Genomic DNA, 18,565 nt, shown 5'->3' with positions numbered 1-18,565 from the left:
GCATTCATGTATTGAATGTACAGTGTATCTAATAAAACTGGATAAAACCTCAGTCTAACGTGCCACGGAGGTCCACAAAGGGTCATTACAGTCCATTTCAGCCTCTAACCACCTCACTTTCGTGTGACAAACTCCTCGTCGACACGAAAGAAATTGAAGGCAAAATGTCGATTCTGAGGACCAATGCCTCCCAACCAGACGGCGAACTCAGCCGCCTGAGCCGTCGGTAGTGGGTATTTGGAGGCACGCGCTTGGGCGCTCGTCTTGGAGTAGTCGCAGCGATGTGTAGGGAATGGCTTACAGGCGTATGAAACCTGCTTCAGCCAGTCTTGGACATCATCGATTCGGAGTGGCCTCTTTACGCTAGTTCCCTCAGCCAACTCCTCTCTGAGGCTCTTGAGCATCGGACGGTACTTCGCTTCGGTCACCACGTGGAAGTGCGGGCACCAATGCGGCTCGTACAGGCCTCCAGAATGCGTGTTCCAGCTCAGGTCTACATATCCCCAAAGAGGGATCAGGTGACCTCCGGCACGCTCCAGTGCTCGCCGAAGCCCTCTTTGGATGGATTTCAGCTGGAGGGTGTGCAAACGACCGGCCGGACGCTCCAGCTTTTTGATGATGATTGATGCTGAGATCAGGTCAGTGGATGCCGGGTACACCCGCTCCAGCGCCGCAATGGCTTCAGCCTGGAAGTTAATGGCGCAGGTCGGGCATGCGGCTGAGTGGCAGGGATCCGCTGGTTCGCAGCAACTGAGGCGGGATGCGAGAGCTTGGGCAGCCGGACTGCTGCCTTTGACAGAGCCGAGGGCCCCAATGAGTCGCTGAGTGGCGTTTGCAAGCCGTTCATCAGTCGGGACACCCTCGCGGCTTTGGATTTCACGCACGCGTCTTCGAAACGGGGCTGTTTGGGCCACGGCGATACCTCTCGATTCAAGTGGAAGCAGATTGATGGAGGCGCTTGCCCCCTTGGAAGGGGGGCGTCCGGCTACGTTGGACCGTCACCAAGTTCGACGGACACAAGCATGTCTGGGTGGATCGAAAGCAGGACCTGCTTGCCCACTTCAACTAGGTACAAAGCAGATGGTAAACGCTCAGCAAGCCCCGGCTGCGCATATACTCGCACCACCTTTGGCTTCGTCAGTACTGACTCTTCGGGTTCGAGGCCCTCGTCGTTTTCCTGGGGCTCTGGCTCTTGGCTTTTGCGCAAATTGGCAGCCAGGGCGGCAAGATGTTTCAGGCCGGATCGGTTTTTAGGACCACGGCTCCTCTCAATTTCTTTAACAAGGTTTTCTGGAGTGACCCCCTGGACTGCAAGGTACCAGAGGGCATTTCCGATCATGCTGGCCCGCTGGTTGCGCTCGCGTGTACCGCCGCCAATGACCTTGGCCACAGCAAAACGCATTGCACTCTCAGCACCGTGAACACCCGGCTTAGGGCGGTGCCCTAAGTGCGTCTTCCAACTCGGATGGCGGTAAAACTCATCTCGAAGCTCTTCATCGACTTGCAGGTGGAGACCGGCCCCGTATGTCGGTACCAGGCGGTTGTTCTCACGCTGTCGAGAGCTGTCGCAATCAGTTATGTCTTGTGAGGAGAGCACCGTAAGTAGATTTATCATCAGTGCCGCTTGCTTTACCGAGTCACTCGAAGCAGATGCCTCATTAATGAGGACGAGGGCTCGGTTTGTCGGATAATCCGACAGAGATTCAGCCGAACCGCTCATCGTACAAGCGTCCGAAACGCTGCGAGAAGCTCCGCCCGTTCCCAAACCGAGACTCGTCCGCATTTCAGAGGCTTGGGTAGATGTCCGGCCGCAACGAGGGCAAAAAACTTGGACCTTCCAATCCGCAACAATCCATCGGCGCCATAAATTTCGTTTGCTCGCAGAAACTCGGGCGTAGCCTCGCTTGTGGTCGACATGATCACCTCCACCAGACGATTCGCTCTGGTGGGATCTCATATAAATCAGCTTTTCGAGCGCTTGCTTCGACGCATTCCGCAAATGCGTCGAAGCTGTATCTACGACGTTGGCTTTTTCCTCGAGCCCAAAGCTTCGTGGAGCGCCTTTTGGACCCCTGCACGGCCTATCTTGAAGCCTATTTCTTCGGCGCTGGCAATTATATCTGTAATAGCTTTGCGCTTAGTTCCGAATCCGTGTTCTTCGGCAAATATGCACAATAAGACGTACATACATCTTAATCGTCTGCCGTCTGGCTCTGGTGCATCAAAATGAGGATCCTCCAGGCTGACTTTATTGTCCCGCTTAAAGGCACGGAAGCTTTTCTGAAGATTTCTGTATTTTCTCTTCCAGTTATCAACCTTTTCCCCAGAGATTACTGCTTCTTTCAGTGCTTTTGGTACGAGGATTGAGTTGCTTGAGCACCATGAAATGAACTCCTCCGGTTCGCAAGGATCATTGATGAGACCCATGTCTCGACTACGAACAAGTAGGCGCTTGTAGTCTCTGTAAGATGCCTTTGCCTCGGAAGCAGACGAAAGGTCTTTTATTTTGTCAGGATCGATCAAAAGCAGGAGAGCGGCTGCCTCTTGGAGCTGCCACCCTGGCATTTTCGACCAGTACTCAAGGCGCGATGCATTTATTTCTGTCTCTGAGCTTTCCATGAGCCCCTCATTCGCTGATTATGCCGACCGTCAACAATGCCTATCCTACTCACGTGAGCGGGCCTTTGTAGCGCGAATGTTCTGGTAGCATTGCTTCATGAGGGGACGTTGGCCGCTGCCGCGGAAGCAGACATTCCGCATCCGACCCATGCCAGACGCCCGGACCATCCACATCGCGTCCCAGAAGCGGTCGTTCGTCGGGCGTCCGGCACATTCGCTCGAAGCACACTTCCACGGTGTGCGCCATCTCACTGCGTCTTCGATGGCAGGTGCCTTAGCCACCCTGGATGAGCATCAGCATCCACGACGTCAGCGTCCCGATCTTCGTTAACGCGCTACGCAACATGAGCGCGTGGCTCGACAAGGCGGCATCGGAAAAGCCGGAAGCCGAGTTGTTCGTCCAGCGGCTGGCACCCGACATGAAGCCTCTGCCTGCCCAGTATCAAATGGCGTCCGACAGCGCGAAGAACGCGGTGGCACGGCTCGCCGGGATCGAAGCGCCCTCGATGCCAGACGTCGAGGCCACCTTCGCCGAACTCAAGGAGCGCTGTGCCAGGACGATTGCCTTTGTCGAGGGCATCGATCCGGCCGCGTTGGCCTCAGGCGCGGAGCGCGAGGTGGAACTGAAGTTCCCGAACGGCATGGGATACCGCTTCAACGGGCAGGCCTATCTTACCGGCTTCGCGCTTCCGAACTTCTTCTTCCATGTGACCACAGCCTACGGCATCCTCCGCAGCGCTGGCGTGAGCCTCGGCAAACCGGATTTTCTCCAGCATCTCGGGCCGCCGAACATCCACTCCGCGAACTAGACGTCCAAGATTCCCAGGCCCGAATCCGATCTGCGGGATGGGGTGAACGTGCGCATGACGAATATGCCTCGGCTGCCTTCAGGTCGTCGAGTGAGCCTTGGCGCCGCCGGCGCGTTCACTCCCGTGAACTCACCCGAACGGGAGTCCCGATGTCGAGCCTATCTGAGCGAAAGGCTCGCCTGATTCTCCATGGCGATCAGCCCTGCAATGCCGAACCGCCTCTTGGCCGACTGCGTGCTTCCTACCGGACGCCGGCGGAGGACTTCTATGTCCGCTCGCACGGCGATCTACCGGACCTCGACCCGGACACCTGGCGCCTGACCGTCGAGGGCGGAGCCGGTGTCACGCTGGAGCTGTCGCTGCGCGACCTCCGTACCCGCTTCCCGGAAGCCACGGTCACGGCAACGATGCAATGTGCCGGCAATCGGCGCGCCGACATGCGAGCGGTTGCCCCGGTCTCCGGCGACCCATGGGATGCCGGTGCCATCGGGACGGCCGAATGGACCGGGGTCCGCCTCGGCGACCTCCTGCGCGAGGCGGGTGTCGCGGATGGCGCGGATCTCCATGTGGCCTTTGAGAGCCACGACATGGTGGAAGGTCACCCGTACGGAGCCTCGATCCCACTGGGCAAGGCCATGGCGCCCGAGACCTTGCTTGCCTACGCCATGAACGGTGAAGCCTTGCTGCCCGAGCACGGCTTCCCGGTCCGTGCGGTCGTGCCGGGATATGCTGGCGTGCGCAGCCCCAAATGGCTCCGGCGCCTCGCCGTGCAGGACCATCCGTCCGACAACTCGATCCAGGCCGACGATTACAAGCTGTACCCGTCCGACGTGACCGCGGAGACGGCGGACCCGACCAAGGGACACACCATCGACACGATGCCGCTCAACGCCGCGATCTGCGACTCGGAACGCGGAGCCGTACTCACGGCCGGACGGAACATGGTTCGCGGTTACGCGGTGAGCGGCGACAGGGGCATCGTCCGCGTCGATGTCTCCGGGAACGGAGGCCGGTCCTGGCTGCAGGCAGATCTGGAGCACGAGCCGGATGCGCCGTTCGCCTGGACGTTCTGGAGCGTGGACCTCGACCTGCCCCCAGGCGAGCACGAGCTTGCTGTCCGCGCCTGGGACGCGGCCAGCCAGACGCAGCCGGCGCTACCGGACGATACATGGAACCACAAAGGCTACCTCTGCACCTGCTGGCACCGGGTGCGGGTGCGTGTGACCGGGTAGACCCTTGGTCGCTTGATCACCGTTTCAAATGGTCGAAGGGGCTCGTCAGCTATCCCCGCTCTGATGCCTCCGCCGGATGGGGCGATGCCCAGCAACGGCGGAGTTCGAGGGCAAAGACGATTGTCAGGACTTGAGATGCCGAAACATGTTGGCGCGCGCCTCGTCGTCCATCTCGGGCTTGAAGGGGAAGCGGTCCTTGAGGCCGGCAGCACGCGCGGCGGCTGGGCGGGTAGCAATCTCGTCGTGGTGGCGCTTGAGGTGGGGCAGCTCCGCCCAGGCCGTCTCGCCGAGGACGAAGGGGATCATGCGGGCCCATCCCCAGGCGCTCATGTCCGCGATGGTGTAGGCGTCGCCCACGAGGTAGCGGCGCTGGGCGAGGTGTGCGTTCAGGATATCGTAGTGACGGCGCGCCTCGAAGCTGTAGCGCGCCTGGGCATAGGGCACCTGTTCCGGGGTGAAGTGCCGGAAATGGACCGCCTGGCCGGAGAACGGCCCGACGCCCGTCGCGACGAACATCAGCCAGGACAGGAGTTGAGCCCGGTCGCCACTCGAAGGCGGCAGGAATCGTCCGGTCTTCTCGGCGAGGTAGAGCAGGATGGCATTGCTGTCGAAGATCACATCCGCGTCGTCGACGAGGACCGGCACCTTGCCGTTCGGATTGAGGGCCAGGAAATCAGGTGCGAACTGGTCACCCTTGCGGGTGTCGATCGGGACGGGCTCGTAGGGTAGTCCGAGCTCCTCCAGCAGCAACGCGACCTTCGTCGGGTTCGGAGAGCCGTTGAAGAAGAATTTCAGCATTTCAAAACCTCATGCCGTTCCGTGCCGGTGGCCGCCAAACCGCTCGGCAACTCCCGTTTAGCGGCGGTCCACATGACACCGATCGGCGGATATCGGGCGATTCACGTTCAGACTCACTACAGCCCGGAAAACCAGTTGTAGCCCTGATCTTCCCAGTATCCACCCGGGTAATCGTTCGTCACCGTGATGGCCATGATGTGCTTGGGGTTCTTGAACCCGAGCTTCGTCGGAATGCGCAGCTTGACCGGAAAGCCGTATTTCGGCGGCAGGGGTGCGCCGGCGTAGTCCAGGGCCAGGATCGTCTGGGGGTGAAGCGCGCTCGGCATGTCGATGCTCGTCCAATAGTCGTCCCCGCAGGCGAAGCGGACGTAACGTGCGGTCGTGTCGGCCCCGATCCGTTCGAGGAAGGTCCGGAACGGGACCCCCGACCATTGCCCGATGGCGCTCCAGCCCTCGACGCAGACGTGGCGGGTGATCTGCGCTTCCTGCGGCAGGGTCCTCAGGCGGTCGAGGGTCCACGGCGCCTTGTCGGCGACGAGACCGGCGAGTTCGAGCTTCCAGGTCGACCCGTCGATCACCCGGATCTTGCTCGCCGGATAATAGGCATTGAAGGGGAAGTCCGGGGTGATCTCCGAGACAGCGAAGGTCGGGGCCAGGCGCGTGCCCCCGAAGAGGGCACCCTGGACGCGATCGTTCAGCCGCGAGATCCCACCAAGGATGCTCTCCACCTGCGGGTTGTCCGAGATGTCGCAACCGCCGAGCGCGAGGCTCCCCGCCGCGACGAGGCCGCCGCGCAGGAACAGGCGTCGGTCGGCGCGGACGAGGGGCGTCCCAGGGACCGTGAGATCCGGACGCGGGCGGCGGAGAAGGCGATCGAGGGGCGTCATAGCTTCACCACGCGGTTGCGGCCGAAATGGATCTCCCGGCCAATGATCATCGCCGGCAGGGTCCTGGGAACCAGGAGCACCAGGGCGAGATGCACTGCCACGAAGCCGGCGATGCCGGCCATGGCGAGGAAATGGACGATCCGCGCCGTGTCGTAGCCGCCCATCAGCGCCGTCAGGGGCGCGAACTGGACCGGCTTCCAGATCGCGAGACCGGAGAGCACGATGACGATTCCGATGAGCAGGACCGCGACGTAGAGGAGACGCTGAACGGCGTTGTAGACGCCCGGGTCGTGGGGAAGCCTGAACCTCAGGGCGGCGACGAAATCATGCCCGATCTCGCGCGGCCGCAGGGGCGTGAGGCGCCGGCGCAGGTGGCCCGAGATCAGTCCATAGGTCAGGTAGACGAGGCCGTTGGCGACGAGGAGCCACATCCCCGCGAAGTGCCATTGCAGGGCCCCGCCGAGCCAGCCACCCAGGGTGACCGATTTCGGGAACGCCCAATCGCCGAAGATCGGCGAGGCGTTGTAGATGCGCCATCCGCTGGTGATCATGATCAGCATGGCCAAGGCGTTCACCCAATGGGTGATCCGAACGACCAGGGGGTGGATCGGGCGCTCGGCCCGCGGCGAAGAGGGATACATCGGGACCGTCCTGAAGAGGTGGTGGCTGTCGGACCGTCGAGCCCGAGGCGTGGGATCGCGTCAGGCGGGGTCGTGTCCGACGAGGGCCGGAGCCGGCGCGGCGAATTCGGGAAAGAAGCGTTTCAGGTCGCGCACCTTCGCGGCGTCGTTGGCGACGATGTACGGGTGTCCGGGATGCAGGACCATGAAGTCCTGGTGGTAGGCCTCGGCCGGGTAGAACGGAGCACCGAGTTCGATCCGGGTGGCGACCGGCGCACCGTAGCCTCCGGAGGCGTCGAGTTGCGCTATGTAGGCGCGGGCCACGGCGCCCTGCTCGGCATTGCCCGGGAACAGGGCCGAGCGGTATTGCGGGCCATGATCCGGCCCCTGCCGATCGACCAGCGTCGGATCGAGGGCGACGGAGAAGAAGACCCGGAGCAACGTGTCGTAGGAGACCACGCGTGGATCGTAGGTCACCCGGACCGCCTCGGCGTGTCGCGTACGCCCGCTGGAGACGGCCTGGTAGTTCGCGCTTGCTCCGTCTCCGCCGGCATAGCCCGAAACCGCCTGGGTGACGCCGCGGACGTTCTGGAACACCCCCTGCACGCCCCAGAAGCATCCACCGGCGAACACCGCGCTCTGAAGCCGGGCGGGTTCACGCGCCGGTGTCGCGGCGGCCGGCAGGCGCCGGCTCGCTTCCTCGGCGCCGGCCCGTTCGATCGTCATGGAGAGGACGAGGCCGAACAGGGCCAGGACACCGCCGCCGAAAGCCCCCGTCAGGCGCGAGCGATACGGGGGAACGGTCGCGGGCTTAACGATCTGGGACATGGGGGTGGTCCTTTGGGGTGGTCCTTTGCGGGACGGTAAAGACGCGATCGGTCAGGCGGGCTCGAAGCGCAGCGCGACGCCGTTCATGCAGTAGCGAAGTCCCGTGGGGGCGGGTCCGTCGGCGAAGACGTGGCCGAGATGCCCGCCGCAGCGCCGGCAATGCACCTCCGTCCGGCTCATCCCCAGGCTGGAATCCGTCGTCGTGCCCACGGCCTCCGCGAGGGGGGCGGTGAAGCTCGGCCAGCCGGTTCCGCTCTCGAACTTTGCGCTGGAGGCGAATAGCGGCTGGTCGCACCCGGCGCAGGCGAAACGACCGGCGCGCTTCTCGGCGTTGAGTGGGCTCGAGCCGGCGCGCTCGGTGCCGTGCCGGCGCAGGACCGCGTAGCCGTCGGACCCGAGCTGCGCCCGCCAAGCGGCCTCGCTCTTCGCGACGGCGAAGGTTTCGGCCGCGGCGGGGCCGCCGACCAGGGCCCCTCCGGCGGCGCGAAGGAATGTCAGGATGCCGAGTGCCGAGACGCCGGCGGTGAGGATCTGTCTGCGGTCCATGGTGCCGAGTTCCTTGATGCCGGGCTCCTTGCCGGAGGCTCTGGTCAGTCATTCGCCTTGCGGATCGAGCCGGTTACAGGCCGGCCTCGCGGTCCGGCATTTCTGTCGAGGAGGCGGCCGCCGAAAAGACTGTTCAGGCCGACGACGATGAGGACGGCGACGAGGTGGACCAGCAGGTCCGTCGCGGTGGCGTCGTGCGGATGGAACGGCACCAGCAAGGCCGCCGCCGCCGCGGCTGCGGCAAGTCCCCCGAGGGCCGCCGTGAGATTGGGGCGAAGCGGGCAGGCCCGCCGCAGCATCAGCACCAGTAGGACGGACAGCGGCAGCGAGACTCCCATCAGGAACACGAAGCAGCCCCGCATCTCCTCCGGCTCGGCGAGGTTGGCGGCCGGCGCGAGCCAACCACGAAGGCAGCCGAGGCCACTGGCGCCGAGCCAGAGGACGAGCGGGGGGAGCGGCAGCCATGACCAGGCCGCGCTTCGGCCGGGCACGCTGCTCTGGAAGGCCGCCAGCGCAGCCGCGATGGCCGTGAGGATCGCCCCGAGGGCCGCCCAGTGCAGGTCCGGCACACCGAGACGCGCCCGCAATCCCGAGACGTCGGACATCGGCACGAGGAGGAGGCCCACCGTGAGCACCGCGCCGGACCAGACCAGGGTCCGGCGCCCCGGGCCCGGGAGCCGGCGGACCGGCGTCAGCGACCGGGCCAGATCCTCGACGAGATCGTGGGTGGAAAGGTCTCGGCTGGCCGGGTCTTGGGTGACCGGGTCTTGGGTGACCGGATCAGACATCCGTGTCTTCCTTGCGGGATGAGAGCGATACGCGGAGGGCCTTGAGACCACGGTGGAAGTTGACTTTGAGCGCCCCCTTGGTCCGCCCGGTGAGCGTCGAGGTCTCGTCGAGGGACAATTCGCGCAGGGCGATGTGCTCGATCGCCTCCCGCTGTCCTTCGGGGAGATGCGCAACGGCCGCAGCGAGGATCGCTGCACGCTCGCGACGCGCCAGGTCGTCACCCGGCCCAGGGCCGTCGTCGGCACGCGCCTCATAGGCGAGCGGCTCGTGGACTTCCTGCGGACGACGCCCCTTGCGGCGCAACGCGTCGATGGCCCGCCGCTGCGTAATGGCGCGCAACCACGGCAGGAACGGCCGGGCCGGATCGTAGGTCGCCCGCGCGCGATGAAGGGTGAGCAGGGTGTCCTGCACCACGTCGTCGAGCGCCGCTCCCTGAACCCCCTTGGCCCGTGCCATCGCGGAGATCACCGGCAGGCAATCGCGCAGGAGTGCCCGGTAAGCGGCGGCATCGCCGACCTGCGCCGCCTGCATCGCGGCGGACAGGGCTGCCTCGCCGGACGAGGCCGCTGATCGAACGGGCATGGGATCGGGGATTCCGGACGCTGCGGGGAGAGCCGGGAAGAACCCGGCATGAGGAACGGGCGGCCCGAATGGCCGACCCGCACCGTCCGCATGAGGCCGAACTTACTTCTTCATCGAGTCCTTGGCCATGCCGTCCTTACCCATCGAATCCTTGGCCATGCCGTCCTTGGCCATGGAATCCTTGGCCATGGAATCCTTGCTCATCCCGTCCTTCTTCATTCCGTCCTTGGCCATGGAGTCTTTCGACATGCTGTCCTTGGCCATGCTGTCCTTGGCCATCCCGTCCTTGGCCATGGAATCGACGGCATAAGCCGGAGCACCGGAGACGGCGGTGGCGAGGACGAGAGCGGCGGCGACGCGGAAGAGAGTGCTCATGTGAGGCGATCCTTCTGGGGTGTACCGAAAATCTTGGCGGTACTGGATTGTCTTTCGAAGGGGTGCCGACGACGGTTACAGGTCAGGGCGAAAAATCCGTCGTGATCTTGTCTGGGCTCTCGCGCTCCGCTCGCTCGATGGCGTCCCGTAGCGTTGCCGGCGCCAGAAGTTCCGGCAGGGCCTCGCCGCGCGGCAGGCCGGGCCCGTAGACGGCCACAAGCGGGATCCCGAAGCGTCCGAAGCGGCGCAGGAAGGCGAGGATGGCCGGGTCTGCCTGGGTCCAGTCCGCCCGCATCGCGACCGCATCGGGCGCCGACAGGCGCGCAAGGGTCTCCGCGCGATCGAGGGTGGTGACGTCGTTGATCCGGCAGGTCAGGCACCAGGACGCCGTCACGTCGACGACGACGACCTTGCCCTCCGCCACCAGGGCGGGGATCGCCTCGGGGGCGAAGGCGCGCCAGGGTCCGTCCCCCACCTGAGCCACCGGGGTCATTCCAGAGCTGCGCGGCCACACCGTCACCGAGACGAGCGCGAGGACGAGGGCCGCGGTGACCAGGCTTCGGCGACGATCGGGAACGCGCGGCCGTCGGCTCAGGGCGAGCCAGCCGAGCAGAAGGGCCAGGATGCCCGCCAACCCCATCGCCCGAGGGATGCCGGCCACCTCGGCGAAGACCGTCAGGAGCCATACGGTCGTTCCGAGGAGAAGAAGGCCGAACCCGCTTCGAAGCCGGATCATCCAGGGGCCGGGTCGCGGCAGCAGGCGCGTCCATCCCGGTCTCAGCGCAAGAAGCACGAAGGGGAGCGCCATTCCGAGGCCGAGCGCCGCGAAGACCGTCAGGATCTCGAAACGTCCCCGGGTCAGCGCGAAGCCCACCGCGCTTCCGACGAACGGTGCCGAGCAGGGCGTGGCCAGCAGGGTGGCGAAGGCGCCGGTGAGGAAGGCCTCCGACAGGTGCCCGGACCCGCGCAGGGATCCGAGGGCGGCCAGCGGGCGGGGCAGTCCGAGGGTCACCCACGAGAACAGGCTCGCGGCGAACAGCGCCGTGAGCAGGGCCATGCCGGCGAGAAACCACGGTGCCTGGAACTGGATGCCCCAGCCGACGCTGGCCCCCGAGGCCTTCACGGCGATCAGAGCCAGGGCGATGGCGAGGAAGGACGCGAGGATGCCCGCCGCCGTCGCGAGCAGTTCGGCCCGGACGCTCCCCCGCTGCGCTCCGGCTGCCCGCGTCAACGCGAAGGCCTTCAGGGACAGGACCGGCAGGACGCAGGGCATCGCATTGAGGACGAGACCGCCGAGCAGGGCCGTCGCCAGGATGGCGAGCCACGCACCCCAGCCGGTGCCGGTCGTGGCCGGGAGCGTGACTTCGGCGCTGCGCAGGCCATCGACCAGGGTGATGCGCAGCGCGCTATCCGCAGCGTCCGGGGGCAGGCTCAGGGCGAGCCGGGCCGCACGGCCACCGTCGGCCAGGGCGATTTCCGGAGGGGCGGTCACGACGCCCGTCAGACCCTCGACGAACAGATCCGGCGCGACGAAGGCTCGGCGTTCGCTGGTCACCCGCAGGACCAGGCGCCGGTCGTTCGGCGGTCCCTCCCGGGCCTGCCCGACGAGGGCGAAGCCCGCAGCCTCGGGCGGCCCGGGAACGCGCGCGCGGGCGGCATCGATCAGTCCCGCCTCCGCCGAGGGGCGATCCGGTCCCGCCGGCAGCGCGAGTTCGAGGGTCGCGCGATAGGGCACGCAGACCTCACCGCAGACCGCGTGCACGAGGCGCAGGCGCAGATGCGCGGCCCCGTCGCCACGCCGTGTGAAGCGAAGGGGCAGGACGACGCCGGATTCGTACACGAACGTCTGGAGGTCGCCGACGGTGAGGCGTCGCGGTGCGGGCCAGGCGATGGATTCGAGCACGAGCCCGTCCGATCCGCTCCAGTCGAAGGTCGGGGCCAAGCCGGCATCGCCCGGGCTGCGCCACGCCCCGTGCCAGCCCTCACCGAACCGAAACTCGAGGCCCGCTTCGACGGGCGATCCGTTGTCCACGGCGTCCGTGGCCGTCACGAGCCGCACCGCCGCTCGGTCGTCGCCGATCCACGCGGTGGATGCCGCCTGCGCGGGGAAAGCTCCGAGAAGGAAGAGCGGCGCGAGGCAGGCGAGCAGACTGCGCCGGACGGGAGCGATCGGGACCATCCTCAGGCACTTGCGCGAAGCAGGCGCCGGCCGAACCCGGCCCCGGCTCCGGAGAGCAGCGCCACCGCGAGCGCGTGCAGGGCGAGGTCATTCAGCGCCATGGCGAAGGGGTGGAACAGGCCCAGGATCGACGCCGCGGCGGAGGCCGCCGCCAGACCCGCGAGGCCGCCGCTTAAGGATGGATTGAGGGCGTAGCCGCCCTTCAGGATCGCGGCGAGAAGCAGCGCGAAGGGAACGCCGAGCCCCAGGATGAATCCGACGCAGGCGCAGGCTTCCGACAGGGCGATCGGCGCTCCATGCTCCGCGCCTGCGCCGGAGACACTCGCCCCGATCCAGAGCGCAAGGCTCGGCGCGGGTAAAAGGGCCCAGCGCGGATCACGGTCGGGCAGCGTCGCGAGGATCGCCGCCGCCGCCGCGGTGACGGCGGTGGCAATCGATCCGACGGCTGCCAGGACGAGGTCTGGCTCGCCAGCGTGGCGTGAAAGTGCCCCCTTCAGGTCGGCGACCGCCGCGAGGCCGGCGCCGGGGAGAGCGACGACCAGCAGCCAGCCGAGCATCCGCCGGAGCGGTGAGCGCAGGCGCCGGACGGGAACGAGGCCGCGGGCCAGCGCGTCGATCAGGCGGGTATGACGCAAGGCGCCAGGACTTGGCTCGTCGTTCCAGAGGGGCATGTCTCAAGCCCCTGGCGAGAGGCGTGCGGCTCCGAGGATGCGGCCGTCCGATTGCTGCACGATCACGGCGGCATCCTGCCCGGCCGGCAACGCCTCGCTGAACTGCAGGGGCTCGCCCGACCAGGTGCCGAGGGTGCGCAGCGAGCGCACGACATTGGCCTGCACGAGGGTCCGTCCGCTATTCTCGCCCCGGGCCACGGGGGTGCGCAGGGACCGGTCGAAGCCGACGAGGATCACCCGGGCGCTGCCCTTGCCGGACCCGACCGTCACGGCGATGCGGCCGTTTCGGCGCGCGATCGCGACCTCGGTTCCGGTGCTCACCTCGGCCCGAGCCGCCGCGACGGCCGAGGCGGCCTCCGCACGGCGCGATCCCACCACGCTCCTGCGGCCGTCGATCACGAGCTGCGGCGTGAAATTTCCCTCGCCGAGATGCCCCGCATAGGTCGCCTGCCGCTCGGTCGCGCCCGCGAAGGAGGCGGTGTCCTTCCAGCCGAGATCGTCCCAATAGGTGACGTGGAATCCCAGTGCCAGAAGGTCGTCGCGACCGGCCAACTCACCGAGCAGCGCTTCCGCCGGCGGGCAGGACGAGCACCCTTGCGACGTGAACAGTTCCACCACCACGGGCCGGGCGAGCACAGGCCCGGACACGAGCATGACCGACGTCAGGGCGAGGAGAAGAGACGTGAGGCGGGACGACATGGCGTACTCCGTGACGCGGCGGGATACCCGTCATTCGTCGCGGGCGACGCCCGGTTACAGTCTATCGGTGGTTCTGTACGGGTCGCAGGGCCCGGTTCGCCGAAGTCCTGATGTCAAAGAACCGTAACGCTGTTCTCGACGACGCATTCGAGCGAAGCTGACCGAATCGCGTCCGGGCGGCGGATCTCCGTCTGCCGCGCGCGACACGCGGGTGGGACTTCCGATTTCCATGTAACCGTGACGGGCCGGTCGGCGAAACCTCGTCAGGGACGCACGCTCGTCCTGCGAAGGTCTCCGGGGGGGGCGATCGCCATCGGAGGAGAAGGGATGCTCGGCGATGCCTGCGCAGCAAGTCCGCCCCGACGGCGTATCCGCTTCGGCCATGCCCCGTGGTCTGCCGATGGAGCCTGAGGAAACCTTCGCCCCGCTCCCGTTCCGCTACGCCGCCGTTCCGCGCCTGACGCGGTTCTCGGACGTGCTCGATGAAGCCTTCTACTTCCCGGTGCCGGACACGTGGTGGATCGCCCTCTGCGACGTGGTGATGTCCACCCGCGCGATTGAGGAGGGGCGCTACCGGTCCGTGAACATCGCCGGGGCCGCCCTGATCGCGGGCGTGCGCAACGCCCTGCCGGAGGCCGACACGCCGTTCGTCTTCGGGGGCGACGGTGCGACCCTGCTGGTCTCACCCGAGCATCGCCAGACGGTCGAGGCGGTTCTGGCCGCGACGGTGACCTGGGTCGGCGAGACCCTCGACCTCACCTTGCGGGCCGGGCTGATGCCGGTCTCGGCGGTGCGGGCCGCCGGACACGACCTCCGGATCGCGCGCTACGCCGCCTCTCCCAGAGTCGATTACGCGATGTTCTCCGGCGGCGGCCTCGCTTACGCGGAGGCTGCGCTGAAGCGCGGGCTCCACGCGATCCCGGCGGCCGCAAGTGGCGCGAAGCCGGACCTCACCGGTCTGTCCTGCCGGTTCGAGGCGGTGCCGGCCCAGGGTGGCCTGGTTCTCTCCCTCATCGTCCTGCCCGAGGCGGGCGCCGACCGGAACGCCGTGCTCGCGAGCCTCGGCGAAGTTCTAGCCGTAGTCGAGGCAAGCCCCGGCATGGGGCGCCCGTTGCCGGATTCCGGTCCCGCGATGCGGCCGCCCTGGTCGGGCCTTCGGGAGGACGCGCGCGGACAAGATCCGTTGGCGGGGTCGCGCTGGCTTCGCCTGGCGAGCCTGTTCCTGTCGCGCAGCGCGACCTTCGCGTTGTTCCGCCTCGGCGTGCCCTTCGGCCGCTTCTCGCCGCGCCACTATCGACGGCGGCTGGCCGCCAATGCCGACTTCCGGAAATACGAGGACGGGCTCCGCCTGACTGTGACCTGTCCGGTCGCGACGGCGGATCGGATCGAGGCGCGGCTCGCCACCGCACAGACGGCAGGGCTGGTGCGGTACGGCCTGCACCGCCAGGAGGCCGCGGTGGTGACCTGCATCACGCCCTCCGTGCTGCGCGACGACCATGTCCATTTCGTCGATGGCGCCGACGGCGGATATGCCCGGGCCGCCACCATGCTCAAGCGGCAGCCATGACGGCACCGGACATCCCGTTCCTGGCCGGCCTGGACCCGGAGGCCGCCGCCGCGGTGCGGGCGCGTATGGTCCCGGTGGCGGTGGCGGGCGGAAGCACGCTGTTCGCGCAAGGCGAGGCCGGGGACGCGCTCTACACCCTGGTGTCCGGTGCCATCGGGATCTCGACCGACGGTGCCATCGGGCCGTCCCGCCGGATCGCCCGGTTGAACCCGCCCGAGAGCTTCGGCGAGATGGCCCTGCTCTCGCCGGCCCCCCGATCCGCCACCGCCACGGCCCTGCGGGATTCCAATCTGCTGCGGCTGGCCCGCGCGGATTTCGAGGCGGTGGTCGCGGATCATCCCCGGATGCTGCTCTACTTCGCGCAGGCGCTCACCGAGCGCATCCGTGCCGGCCAGGAGGGCGAGACGGTGCGGCACAGACCACGCAGTTTCGCCGTGCTCGCCGTCACCGAAGGGCTCGATGCGGCGGCTTTCGGGAACGCCCTGGCGGCGGCCTTCGACGCCACCCTGCCGGGCCGCACCGGCTGCCTGACACGCTGGCCGGAGGGCGCTGACGAGACCTGGTTCCACGACTACGAGACCCGCCACGCCCGCACGATCTTCGTGGCCCACGAGGTCGGTTGCCCGTGGTGCCGGCTCTGCCTGCGCCACGCGGACCACGTCCTGCTGCTCGCCGAGCCCGGCCGGTCGCCCCGCGACGGGGCCGCCGCCTGGCTCGGGAGCCTGCGGTCGGACTGGATCCGGATGGATCTCGCCGTCCCGCAGGACGCGGATGCGGTTCTGCCCCGCCCTGTCCATCCCGATGTCGCGGCCTTGCCCGCCGCCCTGCGCATTCCGGTGCGGGCCGGCAACGTGAGCGATCTCGAGCGGCTCGCGCGCCTCGCGAGCGGCTCGGCCCGGGGCCTCGTCCTCGGTGGCGGCGGCGCGCGCGGCCTTGCCCATCTCGGGGTGCTGCAGGCCCTCGAGGAGGCCGGCTGCGCCCCCGACTTCGTCGGCGGAACCAGCATGGGCGCGGTGGTCGCGGCCAGCCTTGCCATGGGTCTCGGCATCGACCGCATCCGCGCACGGACGGTCGCGTTCTTCGTCGGCAACAATCCCCTCAACGACTACACGCTGCCCTACCACGCGCTGACGCGCGGGGCGAAGGTCGACGCGGGTCTCGCCGCATGGTTCGGCGGCGCCCGGATCGAGGATCTCTGGCTCCCCTTCCTCTGCGTCTCCTCCAACCTGACGACCGGCACCGCGATGGTCCACCGCAGCGGCGACCTGCCTGGCGCCTTACGAGCCAGCATTGCGATTCCGGGCCTGCTCCCCCCGGTCTGCACCGAGGACGGCGTCCTGGTGGACGGGGGCATGATGAACAACCTGCCGGCCGACGTTCTGGCCGGCCTGGAGCGGGGACCGGTGCTCGCCGTCGATGTCGGCAGCGACCGCGCCTTCGGCGACATGCCGGTGCGCTCCTGGCGCGGACGTCTGATCCGGCGGATGCTCGGCGCGCCCGCCGCCATGCCGGGCATCGCGCCCCTGCTGCTGCGGGCCGCGACCGTGTCGGGCGACGCGCAATCGATGATGGCGGTCGGCCACGCCGCCGCCCTGCTCAAGCCGCCGCTGGCCGGCATCGACCTGCGGGCCTGGTCGAGCTTCGAGGCCATCGCGGGGATCGGGTACCGCCACACACAGGAAGCGCTCGCCCAGGGCCGTCTGCGCGCCTGGACCGAGGGCAGCGGACCCCTGCGTTCATGAGTCGGGTCGGGGAACCCGGTGCGCCAGCGCACCAGGCCGGGCGCTCGCCCGTAACCCGGATGTGCACCGCAGCGATGGTCTCGGTATCGCAACTGACGCATCGAGGACGCGCCGCCATGAAGGTGCTGATCGCCGCCACGGCCCTGACCGGGCACATCAATCCGCTTCTCAGCCTGGGCCGGCGTCTCGCCGCCCGCGGCGACAGCGTCGTTCTGACGACCGCCGAGCGATACCGCGAAAAGGTCGAGTCGGCAGGCCTGCGCTTCTCGGCTTACGACGACGGCGATGCCGCCGCGTATCGCGAGACCGACCTGCCGGCCGGCCCCGAGCGCTACCGGCGCGAGTTCGCGCGCCGTTTCATCGATCCGATTCCGGTCCAGGCCGAGGCCCTGCGTCGCCTCGTCGAAGCGGAGCGGCCCGACGTGATCGTCGCCGGCAGCCTGTTCCTCGGCGTGCTGCCGATGCTGCTCGCCTCCGCGCCGCGTCCTCCCGTCGTCGTCCTCAACGTCAGCTTCCTGTTCCTCGACCGGCCGGACCACGCGCCGGTCGGCCTCGGCCTGCCGCCGGCCCGAACGGACGCCGAGCGCGCCCATTACGCGGTCCTGAAGGCCGGGATGGATGCCGCCTTCGTCGATCCGGTGCGTGCCTACGGGGACGCACAGCTGGCGCAACTCGGCCTGCCGCCCCTGCCGGCTTCGCTGCCGCACTCCATCGCCGTGCTGCCGGACCTGTTCCTCCAGCCGACGGTGCCCGAGTTCGAGTATGATTTCGGGACGCTGCCGCCCAACCTGCGCTTCACCGGCCTGCTGCCGGCACTGAGGGCCGAGGTCGCGCTCCCCGATTGGTGGCAGGCGCGCGACCGGGCCAAGCCCGTCGTCCTCGTCACGCAGGGCACCCTGGCGAATGCCGATTTTGGCGAACTGATCGAGCCGACCCTCGCGGCCCTGGCGGACCGCGACGACCTGCTGGTGGTGGCGACCACGGGCGGGCGCCCCGTCGAGGCCCTGCGTGGCCCTCTTCCGGCGAATGCCCGGGTGGCGCCGTTCCTGCCCTTCGACGCGATGCTGCCGGAGGTGTCCCTGCTCGTCACGAATGGCGGATATGGCAGCGTCTCGCAGGCCCTCGCGGCCGGCGTGCCGATCGTCTCGGCCGGGCTGACCGAGGACAAGGCGGAGATCGGCGCTCGCATCGGCTGGTCGGGCGCTGGGCTCGATCTCGCGACCAACGCGCCGTCGATCCCGGCGCTGCGCGAGGCGATCGAAACGGTGCTGGCCCAATCCCGCTACCGCGCACGGGCCGCATCCCTGGCACGCGCCTTCGCAGGGCTGGACGCTGGGTCCTCGATGCTCGCGGGCATCGACGAGGTGGTCCGCTCTCGCTCGAGCCTCCGGGGGATCGCCGCATGACCGCTCTCCTGATCTTCGGCCCGGCCTGCGCCCGAGTCCTGGCCGGAGCGACGGCGAACCGGCACTGCGACGGCGGGCGCACGCCCCGGCCGATCGTGTTCGCCGCCAGCCTCGTCCTTGCCGCCCTGACCGGCCTGCCCCTGGCATCGGTCGTCAACCTGATCCCGCGGGACGACGATCTGTCCGATCCGTTCCTCGGCCTCTGACCGCCAGCGA

20 protein-coding genes are annotated in these 18,565 nt (G+C 67.6%); 6 read left to right on the top strand and 14 right to left on the bottom strand.

The genetic code is table 11. The features are described from left to right. Positions 1-113 precede the first annotated feature (113 nt). From ACV7NL_RS15715 to ACV7NL_RS15705, 3 genes are all read right to left on the bottom strand, one after another. A complete protein-coding gene (locus tag ACV7NL_RS15715; protein ID WP_463356168.1) occupies positions 114-914 on the bottom strand; it encodes a hypothetical protein in 801 nt (266 codons plus the stop codon). A 71-nt stretch (positions 915-985) separates the two neighbouring features. Then, a complete protein-coding gene (locus ACV7NL_RS15710; RefSeq protein ID WP_463356167.1) occupies positions 986-1,720 on the bottom strand; it encodes a hypothetical protein in 735 nt (244 codons plus the stop codon). Positions 1,721-2,016: 296 nt separating this feature from the next. Continuing rightward, positions 2,017-2,619: a hypothetical protein gene (locus tag ACV7NL_RS15705; RefSeq protein ID WP_463356166.1), complete on the bottom strand. Its 603-nt coding sequence runs from the start codon at positions 2,617-2,619 to the stop codon at positions 2,017-2,019. 287 nt (positions 2,620-2,906) lie between these two features. Between ACV7NL_RS15705 and ACV7NL_RS15700 the strand changes: the two genes are divergently transcribed. Together ACV7NL_RS15700 and ACV7NL_RS15695 are read left to right on the top strand one after the other, a co-directional pair. Continuing rightward, positions 2,907-3,428, top strand: a complete 522-nt coding sequence (locus ACV7NL_RS15700) for a DUF1993 domain-containing protein (RefSeq protein WP_247637115.1) — start codon at positions 2,907-2,909, stop codon at positions 3,426-3,428. Between the two features lie 149 nt (positions 3,429-3,577). Continuing rightward, on the top strand, positions 3,578-4,660 hold the full coding sequence (locus tag ACV7NL_RS15695) for a molybdopterin-dependent oxidoreductase (protein ID WP_463356165.1): 1,083 nt from the start codon (positions 3,578-3,580) through the stop codon (positions 4,658-4,660). Positions 4,661-4,783: 123 nt separating this feature from the next. On the opposite strand, the gene ACV7NL_RS15690 is transcribed toward ACV7NL_RS15695, so the two are convergent. From ACV7NL_RS15690 to ACV7NL_RS15640, 11 genes are all read right to left on the bottom strand, one after another. Further along, positions 4,784-5,458, bottom strand: a complete 675-nt coding sequence (locus ACV7NL_RS15690) for a glutathione S-transferase family protein (protein WP_463356164.1) — start codon at positions 5,456-5,458, stop codon at positions 4,784-4,786. A gap of 116 nt (positions 5,459-5,574) precedes the next feature. Beyond that, on the bottom strand, positions 5,575-6,345 hold the full coding sequence (locus tag ACV7NL_RS15685; protein WP_463356163.1) for a molybdopterin-dependent oxidoreductase: 771 nt from the start codon (positions 6,343-6,345) through the stop codon (positions 5,575-5,577). Then, positions 6,342-6,986 (bottom strand): cytochrome b/b6 domain-containing protein, encoded by a 645-nt coding sequence (locus ACV7NL_RS15680; RefSeq protein WP_463356162.1) that lies wholly within the window; start codon positions 6,984-6,986, stop codon positions 6,342-6,344. The genes ACV7NL_RS15685 and ACV7NL_RS15680 overlap by 4 nt, the downstream gene beginning before the upstream one ends. 60 nt (positions 6,987-7,046) lie before the next feature. Next, positions 7,047-7,793: a peptide-methionine (S)-S-oxide reductase MsrA gene (gene msrA, locus ACV7NL_RS15675; protein ID WP_463356161.1), complete on the bottom strand. Its 747-nt coding sequence runs from the start codon at positions 7,791-7,793 to the stop codon at positions 7,047-7,049. Between the two features lie 51 nt (positions 7,794-7,844). Next, complete coding sequence (msrB, locus tag ACV7NL_RS15670) at positions 7,845-8,339, bottom strand: peptide-methionine (R)-S-oxide reductase MsrB (protein WP_463356160.1); 495 nt, start codon at positions 8,337-8,339, stop codon at positions 7,845-7,847. A gap of 44 nt (positions 8,340-8,383) precedes the next feature. Further along, positions 8,384-9,127, bottom strand: a complete 744-nt coding sequence (locus tag ACV7NL_RS15665; protein WP_463356159.1) for an NrsF family protein — start codon at positions 9,125-9,127, stop codon at positions 8,384-8,386. Then, positions 9,120-9,710, bottom strand: coding sequence for a sigma-70 family RNA polymerase sigma factor (locus tag ACV7NL_RS15660; protein WP_463356158.1), 591 nt, complete (start codon positions 9,708-9,710; stop codon positions 9,120-9,122). Before ACV7NL_RS15660 ends, ACV7NL_RS15665 begins: the two co-directional genes overlap by 8 nt. A gap of 102 nt (positions 9,711-9,812) precedes the next feature. After that, a complete protein-coding gene (locus ACV7NL_RS15655; protein WP_463356157.1) occupies positions 9,813-10,085 on the bottom strand; it encodes a pentapeptide MXKDX repeat protein in 273 nt (90 codons plus the stop codon). 82 nt (positions 10,086-10,167) lie between these two features. After that, positions 10,168-12,264 (bottom strand): protein-disulfide reductase DsbD family protein, encoded by a 2,097-nt coding sequence (locus ACV7NL_RS15650; protein WP_463356156.1) that lies wholly within the window; start codon positions 12,262-12,264, stop codon positions 10,168-10,170. A gap of 2 nt (positions 12,265-12,266) precedes the next feature. Next, positions 12,267-12,935, bottom strand: a complete 669-nt coding sequence (locus ACV7NL_RS15645) for an NrsF family protein (protein ID WP_463356155.1) — start codon at positions 12,933-12,935, stop codon at positions 12,267-12,269. A 3-nt stretch (positions 12,936-12,938) separates the two neighbouring features. Further along, positions 12,939-13,634 (bottom strand): DUF1223 domain-containing protein, encoded by a 696-nt coding sequence (locus ACV7NL_RS15640; protein ID WP_056093269.1) that lies wholly within the window; start codon positions 13,632-13,634, stop codon positions 12,939-12,941. A gap of 400 nt (positions 13,635-14,034) precedes the next feature. On the opposite strand from ACV7NL_RS15640, the gene ACV7NL_RS15635 reads away from it, so the two are divergent. From ACV7NL_RS15635 to ACV7NL_RS15620, 4 genes are all read left to right on the top strand, one after another. Continuing rightward, positions 14,035-15,201 carry a DUF3095 domain-containing protein gene (locus tag ACV7NL_RS15635; RefSeq protein WP_463357140.1) on the top strand — a complete coding sequence of 389 codons (1,167 nt, stop codon included), beginning with the start codon at positions 14,035-14,037 and terminating at the stop codon, positions 15,199-15,201. Continuing rightward, positions 15,198-16,943 (top strand): patatin-like phospholipase family protein, encoded by a 1,746-nt coding sequence (locus ACV7NL_RS15630; protein ID WP_463356154.1) that lies wholly within the window; start codon positions 15,198-15,200, stop codon positions 16,941-16,943. The genes ACV7NL_RS15635 and ACV7NL_RS15630 overlap by 4 nt, the downstream gene beginning before the upstream one ends. A 116-nt stretch (positions 16,944-17,059) precedes the next feature. Then, positions 17,060-18,349 carry a glycosyltransferase gene (locus tag ACV7NL_RS15625; RefSeq protein WP_463356153.1) on the top strand — a complete coding sequence of 430 codons (1,290 nt, stop codon included), beginning with the start codon at positions 17,060-17,062 and terminating at the stop codon, positions 18,347-18,349. Continuing rightward, complete coding sequence (locus tag ACV7NL_RS15620) at positions 18,346-18,555, top strand: hypothetical protein (RefSeq protein ID WP_463356152.1); 210 nt, start codon at positions 18,346-18,348, stop codon at positions 18,553-18,555. Before ACV7NL_RS15625 ends, ACV7NL_RS15620 begins: the two co-directional genes overlap by 4 nt. Positions 18,556-18,565 lie beyond the last annotated feature (10 nt).

It is taken from the genome of Methylobacterium sp. Ger2507 (genome assembly GCF_055231875.1).
The sequence above is the reverse complement of the archived record's forward strand: the minus strand, read 5'-3'. Positions and strand labels throughout refer to the sequence as shown.

Excerpts from the sequence above, each read along its gene's own strand:
- ACV7NL_RS15650 (WP_463356156.1), bottom strand. The coding sequence starts at position 12,264 with ATGGTCCCGATCGCTCCCGTCCGGCGCAGTCTGCTCGCCTGCCTCGCG.
- msrA (WP_463356161.1), bottom strand. The coding sequence starts at position 7,793 with ATGTCCCAGATCGTTAAGCCCGCGACCGTTCCCCCGTATCGCTCGCGC.
- ACV7NL_RS15660 (WP_463356158.1), bottom strand. The coding sequence starts at position 9,710 with ATGCCCGTTCGATCAGCGGCCTCGTCCGGCGAGGCAGCCCTGTCCGCC.
- ACV7NL_RS15665 (WP_463356159.1), bottom strand. The coding sequence starts at position 9,127 with ATGTCTGATCCGGTCACCCAAGACCCGGTCACCCAAGACCCGGCCAGC.
- ACV7NL_RS15655 (WP_463356157.1), bottom strand. The coding sequence starts at position 10,085 with ATGAGCACTCTCTTCCGCGTCGCCGCCGCTCTCGTCCTCGCCACCGCC.
- ACV7NL_RS15710 (WP_463356167.1), bottom strand. The coding sequence starts at position 1,720 with ATGAGCGGTTCGGCTGAATCTCTGTCGGATTATCCGACAAACCGAGCC.
- ACV7NL_RS15625 (WP_463356153.1), top strand. The coding sequence starts at position 17,060 with ATGAAGGTGCTGATCGCCGCCACGGCCCTGACCGGGCACATCAATCCG.
- ACV7NL_RS15630 (WP_463356154.1), top strand. The coding sequence starts at position 15,198 with ATGACGGCACCGGACATCCCGTTCCTGGCCGGCCTGGACCCGGAGGCC.
- ACV7NL_RS15620 (WP_463356152.1), top strand. The coding sequence starts at position 18,346 with ATGACCGCTCTCCTGATCTTCGGCCCGGCCTGCGCCCGAGTCCTGGCC.
- ACV7NL_RS15640 (WP_056093269.1), bottom strand. The coding sequence starts at position 13,634 with ATGTCGTCCCGCCTCACGTCTCTTCTCCTCGCCCTGACGTCGGTCATG.
- ACV7NL_RS15645 (WP_463356155.1), bottom strand. The coding sequence starts at position 12,935 with ATGCCCCTCTGGAACGACGAGCCAAGTCCTGGCGCCTTGCGTCATACC.
- ACV7NL_RS15635 (WP_463357140.1), top strand. The coding sequence starts at position 14,035 with ATGGAGCCTGAGGAAACCTTCGCCCCGCTCCCGTTCCGCTACGCCGCC.
- ACV7NL_RS15700 (WP_247637115.1), top strand. The coding sequence starts at position 2,907 with ATGAGCATCAGCATCCACGACGTCAGCGTCCCGATCTTCGTTAACGCG.
- ACV7NL_RS15695 (WP_463356165.1), top strand. The coding sequence starts at position 3,578 with ATGTCGAGCCTATCTGAGCGAAAGGCTCGCCTGATTCTCCATGGCGAT.
- msrB (WP_463356160.1), bottom strand. The coding sequence starts at position 8,339 with ATGGACCGCAGACAGATCCTCACCGCCGGCGTCTCGGCACTCGGCATC.
- ACV7NL_RS15680 (WP_463356162.1), bottom strand. The coding sequence starts at position 6,986 with ATGTATCCCTCTTCGCCGCGGGCCGAGCGCCCGATCCACCCCCTGGTC.
- ACV7NL_RS15690 (WP_463356164.1), bottom strand. The coding sequence starts at position 5,458 with ATGCTGAAATTCTTCTTCAACGGCTCTCCGAACCCGACGAAGGTCGCG.
- ACV7NL_RS15685 (WP_463356163.1), bottom strand. The coding sequence starts at position 6,345 with ATGACGCCCCTCGATCGCCTTCTCCGCCGCCCGCGTCCGGATCTCACG.
- ACV7NL_RS15705 (WP_463356166.1), bottom strand. The coding sequence starts at position 2,619 with ATGGAAAGCTCAGAGACAGAAATAAATGCATCGCGCCTTGAGTACTGG.